Here is a 25,198-nt window from a genome sequence, read left to right as displayed (position 1 = left end):
CATATTAAGTTGATTGAGGTCTGAGGAGGTTATGCCTACTCTCCGTTCCGTCTCGGACCTCCAGCCCACACTCCATGAAACACCTCCTGTACATCGAGGCCTCCCCTCGCAAGACCCAATCGGCCAGCATCGACGTGGCGAAAGCGTTCATTCAGCGTTGCGAGCAGCGGCACCCGAAAAGCGTAGTCGTTACGCTCGACCTCTGGTCGCTAGACCTTCCTGAAGTCTCTGCCGAGTTGCTGGAAGCCAAGTACGCCGGCATCAACGGCACGCCTCTGACACCGGTGCAGCAGCATGCGTGGGAGCGCGTGAAGTTACTTGGCCAAGCGTTTCACGCGGCCGATCACATCTTGCTGTCGGTGCCACTGTGGAACTTCGGCATCCCCTACAAGCTGAAGCACTTGATCGATGCGGTGTCCCACAAGGACATCCTGTTCAGCTTTTCCCCGGAGGAAGGAGCGAGAGGCTTGCTCGGCGGCAAGGCCGCCACGCTGGTTCTGGCTCGAGGACTGGACTATGCCGCGGACGGCGTGGGCAGCTTCCACTCGCTCGACTTTCAGAAGCCCTATCTCGAAGCCTGGCTGAAGTTCGTCGGCATAGAGCGCATCAACACCATCACCGTGGACAAGACGCTTTACGGACCGGAGGTAAACGCATCCGTTCGGGAGTCGGCCCGGCGCGAAGCGATCGCCGCAGTGGACGGCCTCGATTGAAGGGGGAGGTCGAGTCGCGCGAGCCGGGTTGCTACACACCTTCGTCGCACGCGGGGCGCCGATGGCGACGATCAGTCGCCCTTGCTGCGCGACCAGATCGGATCGGGGTCGATCAGATCGCGGATCGCACGGATCGGGGTCAGGCCTTTAATCTAAAGGCCCACGAAGGAGCCGCAGAGCATCGCAGGGCGCCGAGGCGCGTGCGCAGCACGCTTCGTGAACTGACTCCGCGCAACTGTTTGACCAGAGCGTAGCGGCGGGAGTTTTGCCCAGGTCTCGGCGACCGAGACTGAGGAGGGACCGAGCGCAGCATCTGCGTGCTGCGCGACGCCTGTCGAAGGACATGCCGCCTGCAAGCGGCACGGCGCACAGGGAACCCCTCGCAACGCGAGGGGCGGCGGAACCGGGGCAGCTTCTTTGCTTACTTTGACTTCGCCGAACCTTCGGTTCCTTGGGCGCCCAAGAAAGTGAGTCGCCCGCGGGGGCGAACTCCCCGCTGGACCTCACGCGTTAAGCCAAAGTCGCGACATACGCACTATCCACATCGCGGCAACGCCCTAGTGACACACGCCGCATGCTTGAATTGCTATCCCGCGCGCAGGCCGTCCAGAGCATCCAAGAGCCCGCCGCAACCAGGGGCAGCTTGGAGACAAACCCATGACGACGTCACTTCGGCAGTTGGCCCACCGCCTCCTGCTCGCCGCCACGACCGCAGCGCTGGCCACCACCGCCCACGCCCAGATCACCATCGGCCAGACCGCCGGCCACACCGGCCAGGTGGCGGCCAGCGTCGGTGAGGCGACGAAGGGCGCCAAGCTCTACTTCGACATCATCAACGCCGGCGGCGGCGTCAATGGCCAGAAGATCAACCTGGTGTCGCTGGACGACAAGTTCGACCCCAAGATCGCCGTCACCAATGCCAAGCAGCTGATCGACCAGGGCGTCATCTCGCTGTTCCTGAACCGCGGCACGCCCCATACGCAGGCCATCATGCCGCTGCTGACCGAGCACAAGGTACCGCTGGTGGGGCCGTCCACAGGCGCCATGGTGCTGCACAAGCCCGTGCACCCGTGGCTGTTCAACGTGCGCGCCACCTACCAGCGCGAGGCCGAGCGGGCCATCGAGCACCTGAGCTTGATCGGCATGGAGCGCATCGCCATCGTGCAGGTGGACGACTCATTTGGCGACGACGCCGTGCAGGGCGCCATGGCCGGCCTGACCAAGACGAACAAGAAGCCCGTGGCCCACGAGAAGTACGACCGCGCCAAGCCCGACTTCGGCCCCATCGTGCCCAAGCTGCTGGAGAAGCAGCCCCAGGCGGTGATGTTCATCGGCTCCGGCACTGCCGTCGTGCAGGGCATGAAGGCCGTGCGCGCCGCGGGCTCGAATGCGCAGCTGGTGACCCTGTCCAACAACGCCTCGATGGGCTTCATCAAGGACCTGGGCGACATCGGCTACGGCGTCATCGTCAGCCAGGTGTTCCCTTATGAACGCTCCATCGCCAAGCCGATCATCAAGGAGATCTCCGAGGCAGCCCAGAAGGCCGGCGTGGACGTGACGCCGACCGTCGTCGAGGGCTATGTGTCGGCCAAGGTGCTGGTGGAAGGCCTGAAGCGCGCCGGCAAGCAGCCCACGCGCGACGGCCTGCGCAAGGCGCTGGAGGGCATGAGCCGCTATGACCTGGGCGGCATCGAGCTGGGCTACAGCCCGACGGACCACAGCGGCCTGGACTATGTGGACCTGGCCATCATTGACCAGAACGGCAAGTTCCGCCGCTGAGGGGCTGACCCGGCGCTGCACGCCCTCGCCTTCTTCCTCTTCTGCTAACGGCGCGGCTTCGCGCATACCCCAGCACGCCCCTCTTCCTCCCGATTGATGAAGGCGCCGGAGTGCACCGGCGCGCGCGGCCATGGAGGGCCGCCCAACTGCCCGCTCCCGCCCTGTGTTCTGCGGGATGGCGCCCGCTCGCCCCACGTCCAACAGTCCGCCGCCTAGGCCGGCGCATGCATGGGCCGCAGCAAGGCGAGGCAGGGACGTATGAAGAGCACCAGACAACATCTGTCCGACGAAAAGCTGCTGGCCCAGCTCATCACCAGCGTGCCGGTGGACGCGCTGCTGTCCACGCTGCAGATCGTCTCCACCACGGTGCTGTCCGATCAGACCGAAGAAGGCAGGATGTTGCTGGCCGCGGACGAGCAGGCGCTGGGTGTCTTCAACCTGCACCTGGTGCCGCCGCCTGAAGCGGTTCCCGAACGCGACTATTTCCTGTCCTTCGACGGCGCGCCTGGCGCGCGCACGGGCTTCCGGCTGGCGGTGTCGCTCGAGGAAGGCGCGCAGCGGCCGCTATTCAACCTGGCGCGCTCGGTGGCATCGCACGGCCTGGTGGCGGCCACGCTGGCGGCAGACGGCCAGTCGCTGACGGCCGCCCCGGGCAACCCGCCGGTGCAACTCGTCGGCCAGGGCCTGTTCCTGGTGCTGCAGGGGCAGGCCGGTGGCAGCGTCAAGCTGAGTTTGTCGCCCAACCGCGAGGCGCCTGACGACGTCGTCGTGCTGCAGGTGCAGCCGCCCACGGTGCTGTTGGGTGGCACCACCTTCGGGTTCGAGTTCACGCACGGCATCGTGCTGGACTTTTCCAGCGAGGCCGGGCCGGCGGACGGCGTGGTTGTCGACGGCGTTGCGCTTGCCACGCCTGCGGACGCGCCCGCCTGGCAGGGCATTGCCGTCAACCGCGCGCGCTTCTTCCTGCCCCAGGGCGTGCCTTTCCTCGGCGGCCATGCGGTGGACGCCTGGCTGCAGCTCGGCCTGCCGCCCACGCCGGGCATCGACCTCATCGTGAATGCCCAGGTGCCGGCCGACGGCGACCGGCCGGCCATTGCCGTGCGCATCGAATGCCGCGACCCCACGGCGACGGGGCTGGACGGCTTCGTGCCCACGTTGGTCGAGGCGGTGATGGAGCTGCCACTGAATGGCCGCACCGAGAACTTCGGCCACGCGCTGACGTTTGCGGCCGGCACGCCGGTGCTGGCGCGGCTGCGCTATGCGCGCAAGCCGGGATCGGCCGGCGCGGCGCCCGCGTCTGAAATGAGCCTGGCGCTGGAAAGCCAGGGGCCGGACGGGCTGCTGAAGATCGACAGCACGCCCGGCGGCCTGGGCGCCAAGATCGCCGTCACCGCGGCCACGCTGGCCACCGCGCTGATTGCCCAGCAGCCACCGCCGCCCGGCGGCGACAACAGCGGCGTGGTGCTGCAGACGCTGCTGGTGGCGGCCACGGGGCTGTCGAGCTTCCTGGAGCACGGCGAGCTGGTGCTGCACGGCGCGGAGCTGATCAGCAGCGGTGCCAAGCTGCCGGGCGGCGACGCGGTGCGGTTGAAGCTCGACTATTCGGTGGCGGCCACCGTCACGGGCATCGACGTGGGTGTGCTGTCGGTGCAGATGCAGCCCAACCAGCCGCTGCGCGTGCGGGTGCGCGAGGTGGTGCTGAGCATCTTCCCCGACAAGCCCGGGCTGGAGAAATTCCATCTCGACTACGCCCGCAGCTCGATGGAGGTGGAGGACCCCGGCGGCTGGCTGGTGCAGGGGCCGGGCTCGCTCTTCGACGTGCTGGGCACACGCTCGGGCCGCGGCTCGATGTGGATCGAAGTGGACCTGCGCTTCAAGCTCGACCTGGGGCCGGTGAAGGTCAGCGGTTGCACCATCCGCGGCACGCTCGACGAGAACGGCAAGCTCAGCGGCGAGCTGCGCGGGCTGGAAGCGTCGATCGCGCTGCAGCCCATGATCACCGGCAGCGGCGCGGTGATGCTGACGCCCAATGGCTTCCGCGCCGCGATGGAAGCCAGCATCATGCCTCTGGGCAAGCTGGGCGCGAGCGCCGAGATCGAGACCGAAGGCGAGATGCTCAAGCTGGCGCTGGGCGTGGACCTGCCTGGCCCGCTGCCATTGGCCAACTCGGGCCTGGCGATCTACGGCGTGGGCGGCATGTTCGCGATCAACGCCAAGCCCAAGCCGGTGCCGCCGGGCGATGACCCGGTGCAGGCGGCGCTGGACTGGGACTACCGCGAAGCGGGCATGTTCGTGGAGGAAACGGGCGCCTTCAGCTTCGGCCTGGAGGCCGTCATCGGCACGGCGCCGGACATGGGCTTTACCTTCAGCGCCCGTGCCGGCCTGTTCGTGACCACACCGGACATCATCGTGCGCGGCTCGGTCGAAGGCCGCTACATGGGCCCGCGCATGAAGATCGCACGCGGCGGCAACGACCTGTCGCTGCTGCAGGCCAAGGGCGTCATCCTGGTGGACCCGGCCGACGGCGTCACCATCGCCGTCGAGGGCGAGTACAAGATCCCGCACATCGTCACCACCACGGTGCCCGTGGGCGCGCATTTCCCGACGGAATCAGCGGACTGGTTCATCCATCTGGGCGCCGACGGTTACCCCGCCGAAAGCCGTGAGCGCGGCCCGGTGCGCTCCATCTTCCTGCCCGACATCGTGGGCCAGAGCTCCGACGCCTATTTGATGATCCGCGGCAACGGCATCAACAACTGGCCGCGCGGCGGCACCTTCTGCGCCGCCCCGGGCAGCTTCGTCCTTGCCTTCGGCGTCGGCTTTGACATCGTCTATGGCTTCAAGCCCGTGGTCTGGGCGGACGTGTTCGCGCGGGCCGACATCCTGGTGGCGACGCACCCGATGAGCTTCGTCGGCGCGGGCACCATCGGCGGCGGGCTGCACATCGGCATCTTCTCGGTGGGCATCGACGCGACCATCAACGTCGTGCTGGTGGACGGTTCCGACCCACACGTGAAGGCCGAGCTGTGCGGCAGCATCGACCTGTTCTTCGACGAGATCCGCAAGTGCGTGACGCTGGAGTACGGCAGCCCGTCGCCCAAGGACAAGGTGCCCGAGCCCGAGCACCCGCTGGATGGCCACGGGCATTCGCTGGTGGACGACCAATACCACCGCCTGGCGCCGCTGGCCACCAAGCCCGAGGATGCGACGTCCGAGAGTGCGGTGTGGCCCGACAGCATCCCGCTGCTGGCCTTCAGCACCGCGCCCAAGCTGTCGTTCGCCTCGGCGCAATTCCCCGATGCCGGCGGCTACCCCGAGGGCTTGCGTGCCAAGCCCCTCGGCAGCGATCTGCTCAGCTACGACTGGGAGCTGCTGGACGTGGCGCTGATCGACGCCACCGAGGCCGACGTGGTGGTCGCCGGGCCCTTCAGCAGTGCCTGGCACGGAGGCAAGCATGGCAATGCCGGCGGCCAGCCGCAGCCGGCCGAGCTGCTATTGCTGACGCCCTTTCGCGACCCGTGGATGCATGCGGTGGGCGACGCGGGCGCAGGCGTGGCGGGAAAGCCGCTGCAGGAGCTCGCCGACATCTGTCATCTGCGGGCGGATGCACATTTCGGCTGGGCGCTGGGCGGCTCGGCCGCGCGCGAAGGCAGTGGTTTCCGGTTGCCGCCCGACCCGCACAGCGCCGACCCGCTGCAAAGCCAGGTGCGGGCGCGCGTGGAGCTTTTGCTGACGCAGCCCGCGCTAGCCCCCGTCGTGCTCGACAAGACCGCGGCGAACCTGCTGCCCCTGCACATGGGATACACCGGCCCGCGCGTGTGGCCGTTCGCGCCGCAGTCGCTGGACGGGCGGCAGTTCAACGCCTGGCTCGACCCCGGCGCCGTGCAGTTCACGCCGCGCATCGACTTCGCCTTCCAGCGCGTGCAGCCGCGGCACGACCTGCGCATCGTGCCCGACGAGGCGCTGACGCAGCCGCGCCTGTGGCTGGTGGTGCGCGCCACCGACTGGCAGGCCAATGCCGCCGGGGCGCGGCCCTTTGTCGTCGTCGACGACCTGGCGCGCCGCTGGGCACCCGATCTGCAAGCGGATCTGGGCGACGGCTGGCTGGCCGTGCGCTGGCTGCCGCCCGCCGACGGCGCCGTCAAGCTCATCGAGGCGAGCTGCGTCGCAGGGACGCGGCTGGGCTTGCTGGCGCTGGGCGGCATCACGCTGTCGGCCGCCGCTGCCGCTGCGGCGCGCAATGCCGCCACGGCTGCCGAAGCGGCCAAGCAGAAAAAGGCTGCCGACGACGGACCGCCCAAGGCCGACGCAAAGCCATCGACAACGCGCCGCGCCGTGCTCGACCCCGGGCGGCTGTACCGCATCGATGTGCGCATGCGCTGGTCCGGCACGCTGTACGAGGTGGATGACAAGGGCCAAAAGCAGGTGCTGGTGCCACAAGCCGCCGATGGCACGACCGACAGCGTGCGCAGCTACTGGTTTCGCACCGCGCCGCTGCTCGGGGCGGGCGGCAAGCCGGCACCCAGCACGCATGCCTATCTCGACCTGATTCACCGCAAGCGCGATTTCTTTGACCCGGCCATGCTCCAGCGCTACCTGCTGGGCTATGAGCCCGCGCAGAGCGAACTGCACCGGTTTGCCCACGACCCCGTGCGCATGCGCTTCGCACCGGGCCACGTGGCGCTGCTGGCCGCCGCCTACAAGTACGAGCTGCTGTGCGGCCTGCGCCGGCTCGACCAGCCCGAGGAGGTGGAGCCCGACCAGCTGCTCGTGCCCAAGCTCGCCTGGGTCACCAGCACCACACAATTGGCCGGCAGCGCCGCCCTCATCGCCAATGCCTATCTCGCCTCGACCTGCGGACTGGCGCCCAACGTGGCCGAGCTGCGCGTGGACGTGACGCTCACGCGCGACACCTGGTACGAGGTGTTCGCGCTGGCCAAGTCAAAGCGGGAAGGCGTGGCGGACGGGCGGCTGCCCGGCGTGAGCTTTCGCACCTCGCGCTGGGCCACCGGCACCGAGATGCTGGCGGGCCTGCACTTCCCGATCAGTGGCCTGGCTGGTCACCCGCAGGGCGACGTGGCGCTGCAGCCCGGCACGGTGTTGGCCGCGCAGGTCAGCAAGGGTGACGACGCCGCCTTCGATGCCTTCCTCGACAGCCTCGGGATGGACGGCTGGCCCGCCGCCGCCGAGCCGCGCATCAGCCTGCTGTGGCTGCCGCCGGTGGCCGCGGGAACACCTTGGCTGTGTGCCGGCGCGCTGATCGAATCGCCCGAACCGGTGCACCGAGACGGCCGTTTCGATGTGACCGACCTGCAACTCGTGAGCGGCGCCAACAGCGCCAACTTCAACGTGCGGCTGCGTGACCGCAGCGGTTCGCGGCTGCTGTTCGCCGCGTCCGCGCCCTTCGTGCCGCGGCGCACGCGGCGCGGCATCGGCTTCGCGTGGGTCATGCCCAGGCTGCGCCTGCATTGCACCGACCAGCCCATCGGCCTGCCACCCAAGCCGTTGCAGGGGCTGCTTGAAGTTCCGCTGCAGCCCAGTTTTGCCCAGGAGGCCGCATGAACAGCTGGCTCGTTGACCCTCGCTATTTCTCGGCCCACGCGGCGGCGGCCGGCATCGTCGCCCCCGACCCCGACCTGCCCAAGGGCACGCATCTGCGCCTGTTCCCGTCGGCGGCCCTCGGCTTTCCACTGGCGCCCTTTCTGGTGTGGCCGGTGGAGGCGTCCGCGACCGATGCGCCGGCCATGGACTGGTTCGCCCGCGACGGCCGGCTGCTGCCCGCGCTGAACCTCGACATCGGGGGCGGCCAGCTCATCGGCCGCCGCCAGCTCGAGGCGCCCAGCGACGCCCGCGTGGCCGGCATCGAGGCGCGCTTCCAGGGCAGCGGCGAGCTGGCCCTGCTCGACCGCAGCGGCAGCCGCGTCGTGGCGGCACGGTCTTCGCCGCGCTGGCTGGTGGCCGCACCGCAGATCACCGGCCTGCGGCTGCGCGGCCGCGGCCGGGTCACGCTGCAGGGCTGGGGGATCTCGGCCGGGCGGGCGATCGAGGCACTGCTCGGCCAACAGCCCTTCGCCAGCCTGTCGCTACCCATCGAGGGCGACCAGCCCTGGTATGCCGGCGGCGAAGGCACCGCGGTTGCGCTCGCGCGCGCCGAGCGCGGCGCACCGGAGCGCTGGACCCGGCCTGACCGGCCCGACGGTCCGTTCGATGCCCTGCCTGCGTCGGCCGAACGCGCGCGCGTGGCCGCCTTGCAGGCCGACCTGGACGACGACACCCAACGCCTGGTGGGCGACGCGGAGAAGCCGCCGTCGCTGGTACAGCGCACACACCTCTGGGAGGCTGCTGTGGCCCTCAACGGCAAGCGCCGGCCGTGGCAGCGCGCCACCGAATGGGTGCAGGGCAGCCTGCTGATGAAGGCGCTGGACCCTGGCGCAGGGCGGTACCTGGGCACCGCCACGCTGCTGGACAACCTGCTCGTGCCTGACAACCCGTTCCAGCCACCCGGCGCGCGCGGCTGGCTGGCGGCGGGCTTGTTTGCCGTCGGCCCGGCCATGCGCTTCGAGCTGCCAGACGCCGACGCGACGGAACTGGAACTGATCGAGCGGCTGATGCAACTGCAACCTGGGCTGCGCGGCCCGGCCGAACTGGCCGTGCAGCGCCATGGGCTGACGCTGCGTGCCTTCGTGGCCACCGCCTTGGCCGCGCCGCCGCCCGACCTGCCAGCCGCACCCGAGGTGCTGCTGGGCGATGCCGGCTGGCAGCGCGAGGACGAGGGGCCGAGCATTCGGTTCCGCCAGCAGCTGCGCATCGCCACGCCGGCGCTGGCCACGCTGGTGGCGCTGGGCCGGCTGGAGGTCGACGGCTGGCGCACGCGCCATGACATGGTGGACCTGACCCCCGCCACGCCCGATGCCGACCCCGCCGAGCGCGCCGCCCCGCGCATGCTGGGCAACGCCGACAAGCTGCACGACGGCGTCTTCGGCATCGTGTCAGATGCCAACATCGACGCCGGCAACGCGCCCTGGAGCTACCGCGTGGCCCTGGCCGACGTGTTCGGCCGCTTCGGCGCAGCGACCGAGGTCGTCGTGCCGACGCCGCCGCGGCCGCCCATGCCGCAGCCGGTGCTGCGCTCACACCTGCAACTGGTCGGGCGGGCGGCTGGCGACGCGGCGGCCGTGGCCGGCAGCGTGCGCTGGTCGGTGGTGGTGCCCGCGCTGCACGAGATGACGGCCGGCTCGCGGCCCTTGTCGCGCGTCGTGATCGACCTTGATGGAGCACTGCAGGCCGCCGCGGCGCCGCAGGACGGCGGCGTGCTGCACTTCGACTTCGAGCTGCCGGCGCTGCTGCCGATGGAAAGCCGTGCCGTCACCGCGACCGCCCATTTCGAAGATGACGCGGGCACCCCCGGCCCCACCGTGGCAGCGACCATCGCCCTCCACGACCCGCGCACGCCGCCGGTGCCGCAGACGGGCATCGCCATCGTCTGGAGCAGCCGCCCGGCGCCGGCGACCGATGTCGAGTTCCGGCTGCGCTTCACCGGCGTGGCCGGCGCCCGCTACCGCGCCTACCTGGCGGATGCGCGTGGACTGGGCATCGCGCTGATGGAGGGCGAGCGGCCGCGCACCCGCGCCGAGGTGGCCGTCGACGGCGCGCAGCAGGGCCTGGCGGGCTTGGGGTTGCGCGACCGTTTCCGCCTGCTCACCGACACGCCGCTGACGCCCGGCGGCGATGGCAGCGTGCTGTTCGACACGCGCCTGCCGCGGGCGCTGGAGACCGTGCAGTTCCTGCGCTTCGTGCCACTCAGCAGCCAGGGCAACGAGGCCGCATTCGAGAGCTGCCCGCTGCTGCCGGTGGCCGTGCCCAGCGACCGGCGCCCGCCCGCACCGCGCGTGGAGACCCGCGTCGACCCGGTCAGCGGCGTGGCCACCGTCACGGTGCGCGCGCCGGGCCTGGACCTGGTGGCGCTGCGCGCCGCCGAGCCGGGCCTGTTCGACGAACCACCGGCCGCGGACGCGCAGCCGCCCGAGTACCGGCTGCGGCGCGCCAGCGGCGGCGTGCCCGAGGCGCTCTACGCCCGCGAGATCGGCCGCGGCGTGCTGCGGCGCGACGGCGGGGAGTTCGTCGCCGAGGTGGACGACTCGCCAACGCCCGAGGGCTTGAGCGCCTATGTGCGCTACCACTACTGGGCCGAGCTGCGCATGCCGCCCGAGCGCCGCCTGCCGCCTGGCGTGGCCGAGATCCCGCTACCCGCCGGCGCCGTCGAGCCGCTGCAGCCGGCGCAGCGCCTGGACGCGCCGGGCGCGTTCAGCAGCGCGTCCGCGCCCGCGATGGCCATGTTCGTGCCGGCGGATATCCCGGCGTTGCCGGACGGCAGCGTGACGGCAACGGTAGGCGCCGGTGCCGCAGCCGGCACGTGGCGGCTGACGCTGGCGATCCGCGGCGGCCCGGTGGCTCACCCACGCGCGGTGGGCGGCTTCAGGGTGCAGGTGCATCTGAAGCTGGATGACGGCGACTGGGCGCCCGAGGCTGCCGCGGTGCCGCTGGACAGCGGCGCGCTGGACCTCGTCATCGAGCGTGCCGTGCCTGCCGTGCCGCCTGTGCCGGCCTTGCAGCTGGCGCTGGTGCTGGTCGACCCGGTCGGCCGCGAGGCGCCGCTGCTGCGGGTCACCGCCACGCCGGTGTGACGCCGGCGGCGGTGGCTCAGGCCGTCATCGCCCTGGCCACCAGCAAGGTGTCGGTGAACTGCTCGAAGGCCACCACCCGCCCCGCCTTCAGCCGCCACACGTGGGCCACCCGCGCATGCAGGGCCTTGCCCGTGGCGAGGTGGCGGCCGCTGTAGTGGCCCAGGGCGACCAGCTGCTCGCCGCCGTCGATGAGCTGCTCCAGCGTGAAGCGATAGTCGTCCCAGTCACGGCCCAGCACGGCAAAGACGTTGCTGACGACGGCCGCGGGGCCGATCCAGGTGCCCGCGCAGGGGAAGCCGGCCATCTCCGTCCAGGCCACGTCGGGGGCCATGTCGGCCATCATTGCCGGAATGTCGCCGCGCGCCGAGGCGGCGTAGTGGTCGCTGACGATTTGCAGGTTGCTCTTCACGCCTGCCTCCGGTTCACGAGGCACAGCCATCGATGCTGCAGAGCGCGGCTGCGTCGCCCGGCTGCGCTGGCGCCTGGCCGAGCATGCCCTGCAAGGCGGCCGCGAAGTCCTGCGGCCGCCCCAGATAGGCCGTGGCGTCCACGCGGCTGAGGCCGGCTTGGGTCTCCAGCAGAAAGCTCGGGAATCCGCGCGCCCCCGTCTGCGCCATGAAGGCGCGGGTCTGCTCGATGTGGGCCTGCACCGGGCCCAGGCTCTGGCGGCCCAGTTCGGTCGCGAATTCCGCCCTTGGCAGGCCGATGGCAACGGCCTGCTCGATCAGCACGGCGGGCTCGGCAATGCGGCGGCCCTGCACGTAATGGGCCGCCTGCAGCTCGGCCAGCATGTCCGCACCGCGGCCGGCAAGGGCTTCGGCGGCGAGGATGGCGGCGGTGGGCGGCTCGGAGTCGAACACCGCCTGTGGGTCGCGCAGCAGGCCGTCACGGTAGGCGTCGCCGAAGGGCTGGCCGGTAGCCTGGGCGATGCGCTGGTCATGCGCCAGCACGTAGGCGCGCAACTCGGGCGTGACGGGCTGGCGTTGCGGGCCGGTCATCATGCCGCCGGCATGCAGGCGCACCGGCAGCAGGTCGCGGGCCGCGCGCACCAGGGGCGAGGCGCCCCAGCACCAGCCGCACAAGGGGTCGTAGATGTAGTGGAGGACAGGGCTCGTCATGCTGCTCACCAGGCCATTTCGCCCTTATTGACCTTGGCGCCGATGTCCAGGGCCATGCCCAGACCGGCCTGGGGATAGGCCTGCTTCATGGCAGCGATGAGGTCGGCGCCGGTCTTGGCCTTGGCGGCCTCGGCGTCGAAGCGGCGCAGGTAGTCGCGGGTGTAACGGATGGCGCTGGTGTCAAGCGCGGTGCCGGCGGCCATGTGGCCGGGCACGACGGTGGCGGGCTGAAGGGCCTCGATCTCGTCAAGCTGGGCCAGCCAGGCCTGGCGTTCGGCGGGCTTCTGGGTGTCGGCCGTCCAGACGTGCAGGTTGCCGAAGATGGCGATGTTGCCGGCCACGGTCTTGATGGACGGGATCCACACATAGGGCCGGTGGGCCAGCGCGCCGGTGGTGCCGCGCACCTCGATGGTCTCACCGTCGACGGTCAGGGTTGTGCCCTGCAGGGCCTCGGGCACGATGGGTTGCTGGGGCGCGTTGGCGCCCATCTTGGGCGACCAGAAAGCCAGCTTGCCGGCCAGCTTGGCCTGGATCTTCTCGCGCACGGCGGGCGTGGTCACCACGCGGGCCAGGGGGAAGACGGTCTTGAGTGTCTCGGCGCCGAAGTAGTAGTCCGGGTCGGCGTTGCTGATGAAGATGGTCTTGAGCGTCTTGCCGCTGTCCAGCACGTTGGCAGCCACGCGCAGGGCGTCGGCACGGGTGAAGCCACTGTCGATGACCAGGGCCTCGGTCTTGCCGCTGATGACGACGGCGTTGACGTGGAAGCTGTTGCCGTCGGCGTTGTAGACCTTGACGGCCAGCGGGGCCTGGGCCAGGGCGCTGCCCGTGGCAACCATGCCCAGGGCCAGGGTGGGCAGCAGGCGGCGGGCGAGTTGGCTGAGAGGGAACATGGGCATCTCCGGTGGGGGTCTGGTGGACGTGCCGAGGTGTCGGCGGGGTGTGGGGCGAACTCTAGGTTTTGCGGTATGGTTGATAAAGACCGATTCGGTTGACTATTTATTTCGTTTTTCGTCGCAATCAAAGAAAGAGATCATGGATCGCCTGACCGCCATGCGCGTCTTTGTCGAGGTGGCCGACCGCGCCAGCCTGACCCAGGCGGCCGATCAGCTGGAGATGTCCACCGCCATGGTCAGCCGCTATCTGGCGGCGGCCGAGGACTGGTTCGGAGCGCGGCTGCTGCACCGCACGACGCGCCGCGTCAGCCTGACGGATGCCGGCAGCGCCGTGCTGCCCGCCTGCCGCCAGATGCTGGACCTGGCGCTGGAGACCCAGCACCTGGCCGCCGAGCGCAGCCGCGAGCCGGCCGGCCTGCTGCGCGTGACGACGCCGGGCTCGCTGGCCGAAGCCCAGCTGACGGCCGCGGTGGTGGACTTCCAGCGCCAGTACCGCCAGGTGGAGGTGATGCTGTCGGTGGCCGACAAGCCGGCCGACCTGGTGGCCGAGCGGGTCGACCTGGCCGTGCGCATCACCAACACGCTGGACCCGGCCATGATCACCCGCCCTCTGGCGGTGTGCCGCTCGGTGCTGTGCGCCTCGCCGGCCTATCTGCAGCAGCACGGCACGCCGCGCACCGCCGACGAGTTGCGCCAGCACCGCTGCGTGGCGCACGCCTTCGGCATCGGCAAGCAGTACCGCTTCATGCGCGGCGCCGAACTGATTACCGTGCCGGTGGAATGGAGCCTGCACACCAACGAGACCGCCGTGCTGCGCCGCGCCGTGCTGGCCGGGGCCGGCGTGGGCATGCTGCCCACCTACTACCTGGGCGATGATCTGCGCGCCGGCCGGCTGCTGCCCCTGCTGCCCGACCACCAGCCCGAGGTGCTGGGCATCCATGCCATCTACCTGTCGCGCCAGCACCAGCCGCTGGCGCTGCGGCTGCTGGTGGACTTCCTGGCGGCACGCTTCGCAGGCGAGCCCTGGGACCATGAACTGAACGCCGCCCCTGCGGTGGCGCACGAGGAGACTGCATGAACCAGCCCTTGCTCGACGTGCTGGCGCTGCTGCGCGCCGGCCAATGGGTGCAGGCGCACGACGAGGTGCAGCGCCACGATTCGCCCGAGGCCGCCTGGCTGCATGCCCTGGTGCATGTGCAGGAGGGCGACCTGGAGGACGCCGAGTACTGGTACGGCAAGGCCGGCCGAGACTGGCGCCGCCGCCTAAGCCTGGACGAGGAACTGGACGTGTTGGAGCGGCAGCTGCGTCTTTAACTGGCGCGACAGCGCGCGCAGGCCGGCCTGGCGGCCCCTCAGGTACAGGGTCAGGCGCTGGCCGGCCGCGAGCCCCTCAAAATGTCAGCGCATCCACACGCCCCGGGACCTCGCGGTCCGGCATGCCGCGCACATCCCTGGCCGAGAATTCGCTGACCCCGCGCAGCGCGAACAGCGCCGCCCCGCCCTGCCCGCGCCGCAGATTGACGGCATGGAAGCTGGCATCGCTGACATCGTCCAGCACGACCGCGGTTCGCCCCTCCGGCTGGACGTAGCCGACTTTGACGTGATGAACCTCGATGGCCTTCACGTGGCGCAGGTAAAACGCATACGCCGGGGCCTTGCCGAACATGCCGGGCTCCGGATATCCGTTTGCGTTTTCGGGCGGAACCGCCTTGCTCCAGGCCGCATCGCCGCCGCCTTGCGTTTCTATCTGCACATTGCTGATGCGAATATCCTCGATCAGATGCCCTTCCAGCCCGGCGATGGTGCTGGCGTGATTGACGTGCGCACCGGACACCACAATGTTGCTGATATTGATGCGCTTGATCGTGCCCACCCGCGGCTGATTCGGTCCGCGCAGGCGCGCGCCCAAGCGGATGAAGATCGGATCGTTCACCACGTTGCGCATGGTGATGTTGGAAATCGTCAGGTCCTCGATGTGCGAACCGTCCACGCTCTCGATCGCCAGGCCGCGGCACTCGTCGAAAATGCAGTTCGTGATGGCGATGTTCTTGAAGTCACCATTCGATTCGGTGCCCATCTTGATGCGGCCGTATCGCCCCGAGCGGTATTCCGGCGCACTGCGCTTGAAGGTGCCGTCAATCACGCTGCCTTCGTCGAAATTTCCCGATACCAGGCAATCCGATATCGTGATGTTTTCGCAGTGCTGGATGCGCCCCAGGCCGTAGCTGGCCTTGAGGCAAATCGCATCGTCCCAGGGCGTATTCAGGCTGCAATTCGTGATGCGCACGTTGTTGCACCCGTCGATATCCATGCCGTCGCGGTTGGTGTCGATGATCAGGTGGTCGATCAGCATATTGCCGCAGCCGGTCGCCAAGATGCCGAAATGGCCGCCATGCAAGATCGAGAAATCGCGCAGGGTCACGTTGCGGCATTCGCGCAGCGCAATCGCCTTGTCGGCTTCGCCGGGCTGGTCCGGTTTGTCGGTGTAGTAGCCGGTGTATTTGTCGTGCCCGCTGATCAAGCCTTTGCCATGAATCAAGCCACCGCCCAAGATGGCCACGTTGTTCAGGCCAATACCCCAGATCAGGCTGTTTTGCCAGTGGCTGTGGCCGTAGTCCTGATAGTTGCCGCCGGCCTCGTTCGGCTCGGGCAGGTCGTAGCGCGCCACGCTGGCGTCAACCGCTTCGATCACCGCGCCCGCTTCCAGGTAGAGCGTGATGTTGCTCTTGAGCCGGATCGACGCCGACAGGTAACGCCCAGGCGGGAAATAGACAGTACCCCCGCCCGCGGCCGCCGCGGCAGCAATGGCCGCATTGACCGCCGGCGAGTCGAGCGTGCGGCCATTGCCCTTGGCGCCGAAACGCCTGACGTCGAACAGCGAACTCGTTGGTATGGGCGGCGCTGCCAGCGAGCAGGCCGGCAGCGCGGCAACGAGCGCAACGGCCCGTGCCAGGAAATGTCTGCGTATAGGTAGCAATGTAAATTTCTTGAACGCCACGGAACCGCACAGTCTTTGTCCGCGCGAACGATTCGACCAATGACTTATTCGCCGTGATCCATATGCAAATTGACATCACCCCGGCCCTGCTTTTCATGCCCTTAAGTCGACCGGCGGGATTGAGAGCCGCAGCTGCGAAAAGGTGCAGCGCCCCAGGGCGGCTGCCGCGCCCGATTGACAGCCAGTTGGAATTAACCGACACCACACGGGCCGCTGCAACGCTAAGGTGCCGCCGCCATGAGCTCCAACCTCTCTCCCAGACTCTGGGACATCTCTCCCACCGTCGCCCCCGACGCGCCCATCTTCCCGGGCGACGAGCCCTACAGCCTGCGCTGGACGGCGCAGCTGTCGCCCGGTTGCCCGGTCAACCTCAGCGCCATCACGATGAGCCCCCATGTGGGCGCGCATGCCGATGCGCCGCTGCACTACGCCAACGACGCGCCGGCTATTTCCGACGTGCCGCTGGACACCTATCTCGGCCGCTGCCGCGTCATCCATGCGATTGGCGCCGCGCCGCTGATCATGGTTGAGCATCTTCAGCACGCCGAAAACGACCTGCCGCCGCGCGTGCTGGTGCGTTGCTGCGACAAGGCCGACACGGTGTGGAACCCAGCCTTCACCGCCTACGCGCCCGAGGCCGTCGAATGGCTGGCCGCGCGCGGTGTGCGGCTGATCGGCATCGACACGCCGAGCGTGGACCCGGCCGACTCCAAGGTGCTGGACAGCCACCAGCAACTGCGCCACCACGACCTGCGCGTGCTGGAGAACCTGGTGCTCGACGACGTGCCCGAGGGCGACTACGAGCTGATCGCCCTGCCACTCAAACTACAAGGCGCCTGTGCCAGCCCGGTGCGCGCCGTCCTGAGGGAACTGCCATGACTCTCGATGATGCCAAGCGACTCGATGCCGCCGACCCCCTGCGCAGCCTGCGCGACCTGTTCACGCTGCCCGAAGGCGTCACTTACCTGGATGGCAACTCGCTGGGCGCCCTGCCGCGCGCCACACCGCAGCACATCCTGCGCGCGGTGGAGCAGGAGTGGGGCCAGGGCCTGATCAAGAGCTGGAACACCGCCGGCTGGATCGACCTGCCGCGCCGCCTGGGCGACCGGCTGGCGCCGTGGCTGGGCGCGCGCCCGGGCGAGGTGCTGGTGGCGGACTCGACCTCCGTCAATCTCTACAAGGTGCTGCATGCCGCGCTGCAACTGCAGCAGGGCAAGCGCAAGGTTGTCATCAGCGAGCGCAGCAACTTCCCCACCGACAACTACATCGCGCAGAGCGTGGTGCGGGCGCATGGCGGCGAGTTGATCCTGACCGAGCAGCCCGAGGACATCCCGCCGCTGCTGGACGAGCGCTGCGCCGTGCTCATGCTGACGCATGTGAACTACCGCACCGGCCGCATGCATGACATGGGTCTGCTGACGCGCTGGGCGCAGCAGGCCGGCGCGCTGGCCGTGTGGGACCTGGCGCACAGCGCCGGCGCAGTGCCCATCGACCTGCTGGGCAGCGCGGCGGACTTCGCCATTGGCTGCGGCTACAAATACCTGAACGGCGGCCCGGGCGCGCCGGCCTTCGTGTGGATGCACCCGCGCCACGAGGGCCAGGTGTGGCAGCCGCTGACCGGCTGGCTGGGACACGCCAACCCCTTCGATTTCGACAGCGAATACCAGCCCGCGCCGGGCATCCAGCAGTACCAGTGCGGCACGCCCGCCGTGCTGGCGATGACGGGGCTGGACACGGCGCTGGACGTGTACGACGCGGCGAACAAACTGGGCGGCATCAAGGCGCTGCGCAACAAGTCGCTTGCGCTGACCGAGGCCTTCATCGGTGGCGTGGAGGCGCGCGTGCCCGGCGCCATCATCGCCACACCGCGGGACTCGGCCATGCGCGGCTCGCAGGTGTCGTTTTCGCTGCCCCAGGGGATCGATGGCTATGCGGTCATGCAGGCGCTGATTGCCCAGGGCGTCATCGGCGACTTCCGCGCCGGCGACCCCGAGCTGCTGCGCTTCGGTTTTGCGCCGCTGTACAACGGTTTCGCCGATGTGGCGTGCGCCGTGCGGGTGCTGGGGGACATCCTCGACGCGCGCTCCTGGGACGCGCCGCAATTCACTAGCCGCTCCAAGGTGACCTGACTCATGGCGACTACCGAACACCACGGCGCCCAGCTCGATTTCTCCAAGGACATGAGCTATGGGGACTATCTCCAGCTCGACGCCATCCTCAGCGCCCAGAAGCCGCTCTCGCCCGACCACAACGAGATGCTCTTCATCGTGCAGCACCAGACCTCGGAGCTGTGGATGAAGCTGATGCTGCACGAGCTGCAAGCCGCCATCGCGAACGTGGCGGCCGACCGCCTGCCCGAGGCCTTCAAGATGCTGGCGCGGGTGTCGCGCATCATGGAGCAGCTGGTGCACGCCTGGGACGTGCTGGCGACGATGACGCCGCCCGAGTACAGCGCCATCCGGCCCTACCTGGCCAAGAGCAGCGGCTTCCAGAGCGCGCAGTACCGGCGCATCGAGTTCCTGCTCGGTAACAAGAACGCCGCCATGCTCAAGCCGCACGAGCACCGGCCCGACCTGCTGGCCCAGGTGAAGCAAGCCTATGACGCGCCGTCCCTCTACGACGAGGCGCTCAAGCTGATGGCGCGGCGCGGCATCCCCGTGCCGGCTGCAAACCTCAGCCGCGACTGGACCCAGCCCCATGTGGCCGACGAGGGCGTCAAGGAGGCCTGGCTGACGGTCTACCGCAAGCCGCAGGACCACTGGGACCTGTACCAGATGGGCGAGGAGCTGGTGGACCTGGAGGACGCCTTCCGCCTCTGGCGCTTCCGCCACGTGACGACGGTAGAGCGCGTCATCGGCTTCAAGCGCGGCACCGGCGGCACGGGCGGCGTCAGCTATCTGCGCAAGATGCTGGACGTGGTGCTGTTCCCGGAGCTGTGGGCGCTGCGCACGGAGCTGTAGGGAAAAACGCCGGGCGTTGTCGATTTCGGCCGGCCTCGACCGTCGTTCCTGGCCCGGCCCGGTCGGCCGGGTTTGGAAAGGACCCGATGAAACTGCTCCTCACCTCCGCCGGCATCCGCAACGCGAGCATCCATGCCGCGCTGCTCGACCTGCTGGGCAAACCCATCGCCGAGTGCCACGCGCTGTGCATCCCCACGGCGCTGTACGGGCATCCGCACGGCAGCCCTGACAACACGTGGCGTTTCATCAGCGGCCAGGAGCCGTCCACGCCGATGTGCGAGCTGGGTTGGAAGTCGGTCGGGGTGCTGGAACTCACTGCGCTGCCGAGCATCGACAGGACGCGCTGGCAAGGCTGGGTGCGGCAGGCGGACGTGCTGCTGGTGAACGGCGGCGACGCGCTGTACCTGTGCCACTGGATGCGCGAGTCGGGGCTGGCCGACCTGCTGCAGTCGCTGCCGGACATGGTCTGGGTGGGCTTGAGCGCAGGGAGCATGGTCATGACGCCGCGCGTCGGCGAGGCCTTCGTCGAAACCAGGCCGCCCATCACGGGCGATGACAGGGCGCTCGGCGTGGTCGATTTCGCGATCTTTCCCCACCTGGACTACCCCGGCTGGCCGAGCAACTCGATGGCCGCCGCCGAGGCATGGGCGGCCGGCATCGGCTGCCCGGCCTACGCTCTCGACGACGAGAGCGCCATCAAGGTGGTGGACGGCGCCGCGGAAGTCGTGTCGGCAGGGCATTGGAAGTTCTTCGCCCGCTGACGGCAGGCACCGTGCCCACCGGCATGGTGCACCCGGCTTCTACAATCCCAGGCACCCTTTTCACGGTCCCGAGCCCACCCGGCGCGGGACCATCACCGAGGTCCTGACGCCATGGACACCCGCACCCACGAAACCCGCCTGCGCATCGAGCGCCTGCGCGATGCCCTCAACGCCCACGGCGTGCATGCCGTGCTCGTGCCGTCCAGTGATCCGCACCTGTCCGAATACCTGCCCGACCGCTGGCAGGGCCGCGAATGGCTGTCGGGCTTCACCGGCTCGGTCGGCAGCCTTGTCGTCACGCGCGACCAGGCCGCCCTGTTTGCCGACAGCCGCTACTGGGCCCAGGCCGAGGCGCAGATCGCCGGCAGCGGCATCCAGCTCGAGAAGATGAACTCGGGCGCGTCGACGCAATACATCGACTGGATCGCCAAAGCCCTGCAGCCCGGCCAGGCGATCGCCGTGGACGGCCAGGTGTTGGGGCTGTCCCTGGCCAATGCCCTGCGCACGGCCATGCAGCGCGCCGGCATCACGCTGCGCACCGACCTCGACCTCGTGCAGGACGCCTGGGACAGCCGCCCCGGCCTGCCCACCGAACCCGTCTACGAGCACGCCGCGCCGCAGGCCGCCGTGTCCCGCGCCGACAAGCTGGCCCGCGTGCGCGCCGCGATGGCGACGGTGCAGGCCACCCACCACCTCGTGTCTACCGTGGACGACGTGGCCTGGCTGCTGAATCTGCGCGGCAGCGACGTGCAGTGCAACCCGGTCTTCATCGCCCACCTGCTGCTCGGCCCCACCGGCGGCCGCCTCTTCATTGGCGACGGCAAGGTGCCAGCCGACGTGGCCGCGCGGCTTGCGGCGGATGGCATCCAGCTGGCCCCCTATGGACAGGCTTCGTCCGCCCTGGCCGCCCTGCCCGCCGGCGCCAAGCTGCTGATCGACCCACGCCGCGTGACCCTGGGCCTGCGCGAGGCCGTGACGGCCACCGTGACCGTCGTCGAGCAGATCAACCCGAGCACGCTGCTGAAGAGCCGCAAGACCGCGGCCGAGGCCGCCTTCATCCGCGAGGCCATGGCCGAGGACGGCGCGGCGATGTGCGAGTTCTACGCCGAGTTCGAGGCTGGACTAGCCCGCGGCGAACGCTGGAGCGAGCTGGACGTCGACACCCAGCTGACGGCCGCGCGCAAGAAGCGCCCGGGTTTTGTCGGCCTGTCCTTCTCGACGATTGCGGGCTGGATGGCCAATGGCGCCCAGCCGCACTACCGCGCCACGCCCGAGTCGTTCGCGCAGATCGAAGGCAACGGCCTGCTGCTGATCGACTCCGGCGGCCAGTACGTCGGCGGCACGACGGACATCACGCGCGTCTGGCCCATCGGCACCGTCAGCGCGGCGCAGAAGCGCGACTACACGCTGGTGCTCAAGGGCACGCTAGCGCTGTCGCGCACCCGCTTCCCGCGCGGCACGCTCAGCCCCATGCTGGACGCGATTGCCCGCGCGCCGCTGTGGGAGCACGGCCTGGACTACGGCCACGGCACGGGCCACGGCGTGGGCTACTTCATGAATGTGCATGAGGGCCCGCAGAGCATCAGCAAGGCGATTGCCGAGCCAGCCATGGCCATGGAGCCCGGCATGATCACGTCCATCGAGCCAGGCCTGTATCGGCCGGGGCTGTGGGGTGTGCGCATCGAGAACCTGGTGCTCAACGTCGCCATCGATACGCCGGAGAAGAACGCCTTCGGCGAGATGCTGGAGTTCGAGACGCTGACGCTCTGCCCCATCGACACGCGCTGCATCGACATCAGCCTGATGCGCGCCGACGAGATCGACTGGCTGAACCGCTACCACGCCACCGTGCGAGAGCGCCTGAGCGCCAAGGTCAGCGGCCCGGCCCTGGCCTGGCTGCTGCTGCGCACCGCGCCGTTGGCGGCCTGATGCGCGCGCTGGCTGCGCTGCTGCTGTGTGCGGTAGGCGCGGCCGCGGCGCAGACGCGCTATGAGGGCCTGTGCGACGCCTCGGCGGCGGTGGCGCTGGATGCGCGTCATTTCGTTGTTGCCGACGATGAGCACAACCGGCTGACCATCTACAGGCGCGGCGAAGCCAAAAGCGTCGGCGGGATCGACCTCGACAAGTTCTTGAAGGCCGACAAGGAAGCCGACCTCGAAGGCGCGGCCCAGGTCGGCAGCCGCATCTACTGGATCGCCTCGCATGCACGCAACAGCGCCGGCAAGGTGCGCGAGGACCGGCTGCGCTTCTTCGCCACCGACATCCACGGCACCACGGTGGAGCCGGTGGGCCAGCCCTACACGGGCCTGCTGGCCGACCTGCTGGCGGCGCCGGCCCTCGCGCCGCTGAAGCTGTCCGACGCCGCTGGCCGTGCGGCCGAGGCGGAAGGCGGCTTCAACATCGAAGGCCTGGCCGCCGCGCCGGACGGCAGCCTGCTGATCGGCTTGCGCAACCCGATTCCGCAGGGGCGTGCCCTCGTCATTCCGCTGCTGAACCCGGCCGAGTTGGTGAGCGGGAAGAGCCCAGCGCGCTTTGGCAGCGCCATCCGCCTGGACCTGGGTGGACGCGGCGTGCGCTCCATCGAGCGCGTGGGCAGCGGCTATCTGATCGCCGCTGGCCCGCCGGCCGACGTGGGCAGCTTCGCGCTGTTCCGCTGGAGCGGCAAGGCCACCGATGTGCCGGCGCCCATCAAGGCCGACCCCGGCACGCTGCGCCCCGAGGCGCTGTTTGCCTGGCCGGACGGTCAAGTCACGCTGCTCAGCGACGACGGCGGCGTCATGGTGGGCAAGAAGGCCTGCAAGGACGCGGACAAGAGCAAGCGCGCCTTCCGCGCCCTCGACCTCAAGCCTTGACCGGCTGCACGACGGGATAGCGCCATACCAGCGCCGCGCTGACCAGCAGCTGGATCAGCACGCCAGCGAACACCGGCACAGCGCTGTCCGCATGCCCGAGGAAGGGCGCCACCAGCTGCGTGCCGACGGCGCCTGCCGCCAACAGGGCCAGCACCAGCAGGGCCGTCGCGCGGCCCATCTGGGCGGGCGGCAGCGCCAGGGCATCGACGAAGGTCGCCGGCCCGCGAATGGCCAGGGCGCCGCAGAAGCACATCCAGTAGGCCGCCACCGCCGCATAAGGCAGCTGCTGCCCGCTCCAGGCGGCCAGCAGGGCCAGCGTGCAGGCCACCAGCTGCACCACGCTGCCCAGCCTCACGACGCGCGCATGGCCCAGGTGCGCGGCCAGCCGGCCAGACTGCGAGGCGCCCAGCATGAAGGAGCCGACACCCAGCACCTGCAGCAGCGCGAATGCCGCCGTGCCCAAGCCCAGGGTGTGCTGCAGCAGCTGGGGCGCGCTGGCCAGGAAGGTCAGCAGCGCACCGATGCACAGCGCATGCGAACCGGCCAGCCGCAGATAGCTGCGGTTGCGCAGGATGCCGAGATAGCCGGCGTCGTGCTCGAGGTTGAGCCCGGGCAGCCTGCGCGGCGCGATCTTCACCACCCACGGCAGCAACAGCAGGGCCAGGGCCGCCAGCACCCAGAAGGTGCCGCGCCAGTCCGTCACGCGCAGCATCAGCGCGCCCAGCACGGGGCCGGCAGCAGGCACGATGGCCTCGACCATGGAGATGGCGGCGATGCCGCGCACCACGTCGGCATCGGCCAGCGTGGCGCGTACGACGGTCGGCGCCACCACCGTCGCCGCCGCGGCTGACACACCCTGCAGCAGGCGCAGCACCAGCAGCGTCTCGATGTTGGGCGCTAAAGCGCAGCCCAGGCTGGTCAGCACCAGCAGCAGCAGGCCCACCTCGACGCAGCGCCGCGGACCGAGGCGGTTCAGCAGCTCGCCCCACAGCAGTTGGGCGCCTGCCAGGCCGGCCAGGTAGACGGCCACGGTGGCCTGGGCCAAGGGCACGCTGATGCCCATGCCGGCCTGCAGGGCCGGCACGGCGGGCAGGTAGAGATCCATCGCGGCCATGCTGACGCCGGTGACGAAGGCCAGCGGCAGGATGGTGCGTATCGATGCGGAAGGGGATGCGGGAGGGGAATGCATGCGGGAGCCTCTTCTTCACAGAGGGCGCCCTTGTCCTGTCGTCCTCACCAAGCGTGGCGAAGGCATCATGACCCTCGTCGCAGCACCCCTCGGCAGAGACGGCGTCACGGCACTCGCCGCGAAGCGCCGCGCATTTTAGGCAAGGCAAACTCCGTTCATGGATCAGGTGGATATTGCCGTCATCGGTGCCGGCGTTGTCGGCCTCGCGATCGCGCGCGAGCTGGCGCTGCGCGGGCGTGAGGTCGTCGTCATCGAGGCCGCTGGCGCCATCGGCACGGGCATCTCCTCGCGCAACAGCGAGGTCATCCACGCCGGCCTCTACTACCCAACCGGCAGCCTGAAGGCGCGGCTGTGCGTGCGCGGCAAGATGCTGCTCTACGACTACTGCGCGGCGCGCGGCATTGCGCACAGTCGCTGCGGCAAGCTGGTGGTGGCAACACGCGCCGAGGACCTGCCGCGGCTGGAGCAGATCGCCGAGGCTGGCGTGGCCAATGGCGTTGACGACCTGCGCCTGCTGCGTCGGACCGAAACGCTGGCGCTGGAGCCGGCCTTGAACGCCGCGGGTGCGCTGCTGTCGCCGTCCAGCGGCATCGTCGACAGCCATGGCCTGATGACAGCCCTGCTGGCTGACGCCGAGAACGCCGGCGCGACGCTGGCCCTGGCCAGTGCGGTGACCGGTGGCGCGCGGGAGGGTGATGGCTGGCGGCTGCTGGTGGAGGATTTCGAGCTGGGCGCGCGCTGCGTCATCAATGCAGCTGGGCTGTTTGCTGCGCAGGTCGCTGAATCCCTGGGCACGCCTGTGCCACCACTGCGCTTTGCCCGCGGCCACTACTTCTCACTCGCCGGACGGGCGCCGTTCTCGCACTTGATCTACCCGCTGCCGGTAGACGGCGGCCTGGGTGTGCATCTGACGCTGGATCTGGGCGGCCAGGCGCGCTTCGGGCCTGATGTGCAGTGGTTGACCGAGCGCGCGCCGGCCAGGCTGGACTACGCCGTCGACCCTGCCCTGGCACCGGCCTTCGAGGCCGAGGTGCGCGGCTACTGGCCGGGCCTGCCCGCGGGCGCGCTGCAGCCGGCCTACAGCGGCATCCGGCCAAAGCTGAGCGGCCCGGGCGAGGCGGCGGCGGACTTCCGCATCGACACCGCGACGCCGGGCTTGGTGCAGCTGTTCGGCATCGAGTCGCCCGGGCTGACGGCCTCGCTGGCCCTGGCCGAAGAGGTCGCCGCCCGGCTTTGAACCCAGGACGCTGA

Annotated in this window: 18 protein-coding genes; 13 read left to right on the top strand and 5 right to left on the bottom strand. The window is 69.6% G+C overall.

Going from position 1 to position 25,198, the window contains the following annotated elements:
• Nucleotides 1–74: 74 nt before the first annotated feature.
• The 4 genes from ASC91_RS21545 to ASC91_RS21530 all read left to right on the top strand — a co-directional run bounded on the left by ASC91_RS21545 (nt 75) and on the right by ASC91_RS21530 (nt 11,176).
• Nucleotides 75–713: an FMN-dependent NADH-azoreductase gene (locus ASC91_RS21545; protein ID WP_056201736.1), complete on the top strand. Its 639-nt coding sequence runs from the start codon at nt 75–77 to the stop codon at nt 711–713.
• 657 nt (nt 714–1,370) lie between these two features.
• Nucleotides 1,371–2,492 carry an ABC transporter substrate-binding protein gene (locus tag ASC91_RS21540; RefSeq protein WP_056201733.1) on the top strand — a complete coding sequence of 374 codons (1,122 nt, stop codon included), beginning with the start codon at nt 1,371–1,373 and terminating at the stop codon, nt 2,490–2,492.
• Nucleotides 2,493–2,750: 258 nt separating this feature from the next.
• Nucleotides 2,751–8,054 carry a hypothetical protein gene (locus ASC91_RS21535; protein ID WP_056201730.1) on the top strand — a complete coding sequence of 1,768 codons (5,304 nt, stop codon included), beginning with the start codon at nt 2,751–2,753 and terminating at the stop codon, nt 8,052–8,054.
• On the top strand, nt 8,051–11,176 hold the full coding sequence (locus ASC91_RS21530) for a hypothetical protein (RefSeq protein ID WP_056201728.1): 3,126 nt from the start codon (nt 8,051–8,053) through the stop codon (nt 11,174–11,176). Before ASC91_RS21535 ends, ASC91_RS21530 begins: the two co-directional genes overlap by 4 nt.
• 16 nt (nt 11,177–11,192) lie before the next feature.
• Here ASC91_RS21530 and ASC91_RS21525 read toward each other — a convergent pair whose 3' ends face one another.
• Genes ASC91_RS21525 through ASC91_RS21515 form a run of 3 tightly spaced genes read right to left on the bottom strand, consistent with a single transcriptional unit; the run spans nt 11,193 to nt 13,184 of the window.
• Nucleotides 11,193–11,585: a nuclear transport factor 2 family protein gene (locus tag ASC91_RS21525; RefSeq protein ID WP_056202474.1), complete on the bottom strand. Its 393-nt coding sequence runs from the start codon at nt 11,583–11,585 to the stop codon at nt 11,193–11,195.
• Nucleotides 11,586–11,598: 13 nt separating this feature from the next.
• Nucleotides 11,599–12,294, bottom strand: a complete 696-nt coding sequence (locus ASC91_RS21520; RefSeq protein WP_056202471.1) for a DsbA family protein — start codon at nt 12,292–12,294, stop codon at nt 11,599–11,601.
• A 5-nt stretch (nt 12,295–12,299) separates the two neighbouring features.
• Nucleotides 12,300–13,184 (bottom strand): MBL fold metallo-hydrolase, encoded by an 885-nt coding sequence (locus tag ASC91_RS21515; RefSeq protein ID WP_056201725.1) that lies wholly within the window; start codon nt 13,182–13,184, stop codon nt 12,300–12,302.
• A 142-nt stretch (nt 13,185–13,326) separates the two neighbouring features.
• On the opposite strand from ASC91_RS21515, the gene ASC91_RS21510 reads away from it, so the two are divergent.
• Together ASC91_RS21510 and ASC91_RS21505 are read left to right on the top strand one after the other, a co-directional pair.
• Nucleotides 13,327–14,265: a LysR family transcriptional regulator gene (locus ASC91_RS21510; RefSeq protein ID WP_056201722.1), complete on the top strand. Its 939-nt coding sequence runs from the start codon at nt 13,327–13,329 to the stop codon at nt 14,263–14,265.
• Nucleotides 14,262–14,501, top strand: a complete 240-nt coding sequence (locus ASC91_RS21505; protein ID WP_056201717.1) for a hypothetical protein — start codon at nt 14,262–14,264, stop codon at nt 14,499–14,501. The genes ASC91_RS21510 and ASC91_RS21505 overlap by 4 nt, the downstream gene beginning before the upstream one ends.
• A gap of 76 nt (nt 14,502–14,577) precedes the next feature.
• On the opposite strand, the gene ASC91_RS21500 is transcribed toward ASC91_RS21505, so the two are convergent.
• On the bottom strand, nt 14,578–16,185 hold the full coding sequence (locus ASC91_RS21500) for a glycoside hydrolase family 28 protein (RefSeq protein WP_235532049.1): 1,608 nt from the start codon (nt 16,183–16,185) through the stop codon (nt 14,578–14,580).
• Nucleotides 16,186–16,422: 237 nt separating this feature from the next.
• On the opposite strand from ASC91_RS21500, the gene kynB reads away from it, so the two are divergent.
• The 6 genes from kynB (at nt 16,423) to ASC91_RS21470 (ending at nt 22,758) form a co-directional block, all read left to right on the top strand.
• Nucleotides 16,423–17,064, top strand: coding sequence for an arylformamidase (kynB, locus tag ASC91_RS21495; protein ID WP_056201716.1), 642 nt, complete (start codon nt 16,423–16,425; stop codon nt 17,062–17,064).
• Nucleotides 17,061–18,314: a kynureninase gene (gene kynU, locus ASC91_RS21490; RefSeq protein WP_056201712.1), complete on the top strand. Its 1,254-nt coding sequence runs from the start codon at nt 17,061–17,063 to the stop codon at nt 18,312–18,314. The genes kynB and kynU overlap by 4 nt, the downstream gene beginning before the upstream one ends.
• 3 nt (nt 18,315–18,317) lie before the next feature.
• A complete protein-coding gene (gene kynA / locus ASC91_RS21485) occupies nt 18,318–19,145 on the top strand; it encodes a tryptophan 2,3-dioxygenase (protein WP_056201711.1) in 828 nt (275 codons plus the stop codon).
• A gap of 86 nt (nt 19,146–19,231) precedes the next feature.
• The gene (locus ASC91_RS21480) at nt 19,232–19,906 is read left to right on the top strand and encodes a Type 1 glutamine amidotransferase-like domain-containing protein (RefSeq protein WP_056201708.1); all 675 of its coding nucleotides are present in this window, start codon (nt 19,232–19,234) and stop codon (nt 19,904–19,906) included.
• 111 nt (nt 19,907–20,017) lie between these two features.
• Entirely contained in the window at nt 20,018–21,835 is a 1,818-nt protein-coding gene (locus ASC91_RS21475; RefSeq protein WP_056201707.1) for an aminopeptidase P family protein, read from the top strand.
• Nucleotides 21,835–22,758, top strand: coding sequence for a DUF3616 domain-containing protein (locus ASC91_RS21470; protein WP_056201704.1), 924 nt, complete (start codon nt 21,835–21,837; stop codon nt 22,756–22,758). Before ASC91_RS21475 ends, ASC91_RS21470 begins: the two co-directional genes overlap by 1 nt.
• Here ASC91_RS21470 and ASC91_RS21465 read toward each other — a convergent pair.
• On the bottom strand, nt 22,748–23,947 hold the full coding sequence (locus tag ASC91_RS21465) for an MFS transporter (RefSeq protein WP_082532895.1): 1,200 nt from the start codon (nt 23,945–23,947) through the stop codon (nt 22,748–22,750). The genes ASC91_RS21470 and ASC91_RS21465 overlap by 11 nt on opposite strands.
• Nucleotides 23,948–24,104: 157 nt before the next feature.
• Here ASC91_RS21465 and ASC91_RS21460 point away from each other — a divergent pair, with 157 nt between their 5' ends.
• Nucleotides 24,105–25,184, top strand: coding sequence for an NAD(P)/FAD-dependent oxidoreductase (locus ASC91_RS21460; protein WP_056201698.1), 1,080 nt, complete (start codon nt 24,105–24,107; stop codon nt 25,182–25,184).
• Nucleotides 25,185–25,198: the final 14 nt, after the last annotated feature.

Source organism: Pelomonas sp. Root1237 (genome assembly GCF_001425055.1).
Classification (GTDB): Bacteria; Pseudomonadota; Gammaproteobacteria; order Burkholderiales; family Burkholderiaceae_C; genus Pelomonas.
The sequence above is the reverse complement of the archived record's forward strand: the minus strand, read 5'-3'. Positions and strand labels throughout refer to the sequence as shown.

What these genes read in the sequence shown, in the direction of transcription:
- ASC91_RS21470 (WP_056201704.1), top strand. Translation starts at nt 21,835, where the DNA reads ATGCGCGCGCTGGCTGCGCTGCTGCTGTGTGCGGTAGGCGCGGCCGCG.
- ASC91_RS21530 (WP_056201728.1), top strand. Translation starts at nt 8,051, where the DNA reads ATGAACAGCTGGCTCGTTGACCCTCGCTATTTCTCGGCCCACGCGGCG.
- ASC91_RS21465 (WP_082532895.1), bottom strand. Translation starts at nt 23,947, where the DNA reads ATGCATTCCCCTCCCGCATCCCCTTCCGCATCGATACGCACCATCCTG.
- kynA (WP_056201711.1), top strand. Translation starts at nt 18,318, where the DNA reads ATGGCGACTACCGAACACCACGGCGCCCAGCTCGATTTCTCCAAGGAC.
- ASC91_RS21510 (WP_056201722.1), top strand. Translation starts at nt 13,327, where the DNA reads ATGGATCGCCTGACCGCCATGCGCGTCTTTGTCGAGGTGGCCGACCGC.
- ASC91_RS21505 (WP_056201717.1), top strand. Translation starts at nt 14,262, where the DNA reads ATGAACCAGCCCTTGCTCGACGTGCTGGCGCTGCTGCGCGCCGGCCAA.
- ASC91_RS21515 (WP_056201725.1), bottom strand. Translation starts at nt 13,184, where the DNA reads ATGTTCCCTCTCAGCCAACTCGCCCGCCGCCTGCTGCCCACCCTGGCC.
- ASC91_RS21520 (WP_056202471.1), bottom strand. Translation starts at nt 12,294, where the DNA reads ATGACGAGCCCTGTCCTCCACTACATCTACGACCCCTTGTGCGGCTGG.
- kynB (WP_056201716.1), top strand. Translation starts at nt 16,423, where the DNA reads ATGAGCTCCAACCTCTCTCCCAGACTCTGGGACATCTCTCCCACCGTC.
- ASC91_RS21540 (WP_056201733.1), top strand. Translation starts at nt 1,371, where the DNA reads ATGACGACGTCACTTCGGCAGTTGGCCCACCGCCTCCTGCTCGCCGCC.
- ASC91_RS21535 (WP_056201730.1), top strand. Translation starts at nt 2,751, where the DNA reads ATGAAGAGCACCAGACAACATCTGTCCGACGAAAAGCTGCTGGCCCAG.
- ASC91_RS21545 (WP_056201736.1), top strand. Translation starts at nt 75, where the DNA reads ATGAAACACCTCCTGTACATCGAGGCCTCCCCTCGCAAGACCCAATCG.
- ASC91_RS21475 (WP_056201707.1), top strand. Translation starts at nt 20,018, where the DNA reads ATGGACACCCGCACCCACGAAACCCGCCTGCGCATCGAGCGCCTGCGC.
- ASC91_RS21460 (WP_056201698.1), top strand. Translation starts at nt 24,105, where the DNA reads ATGGATCAGGTGGATATTGCCGTCATCGGTGCCGGCGTTGTCGGCCTC.
- kynU (WP_056201712.1), top strand. Translation starts at nt 17,061, where the DNA reads ATGACTCTCGATGATGCCAAGCGACTCGATGCCGCCGACCCCCTGCGC.
- ASC91_RS21480 (WP_056201708.1), top strand. Translation starts at nt 19,232, where the DNA reads ATGAAACTGCTCCTCACCTCCGCCGGCATCCGCAACGCGAGCATCCAT.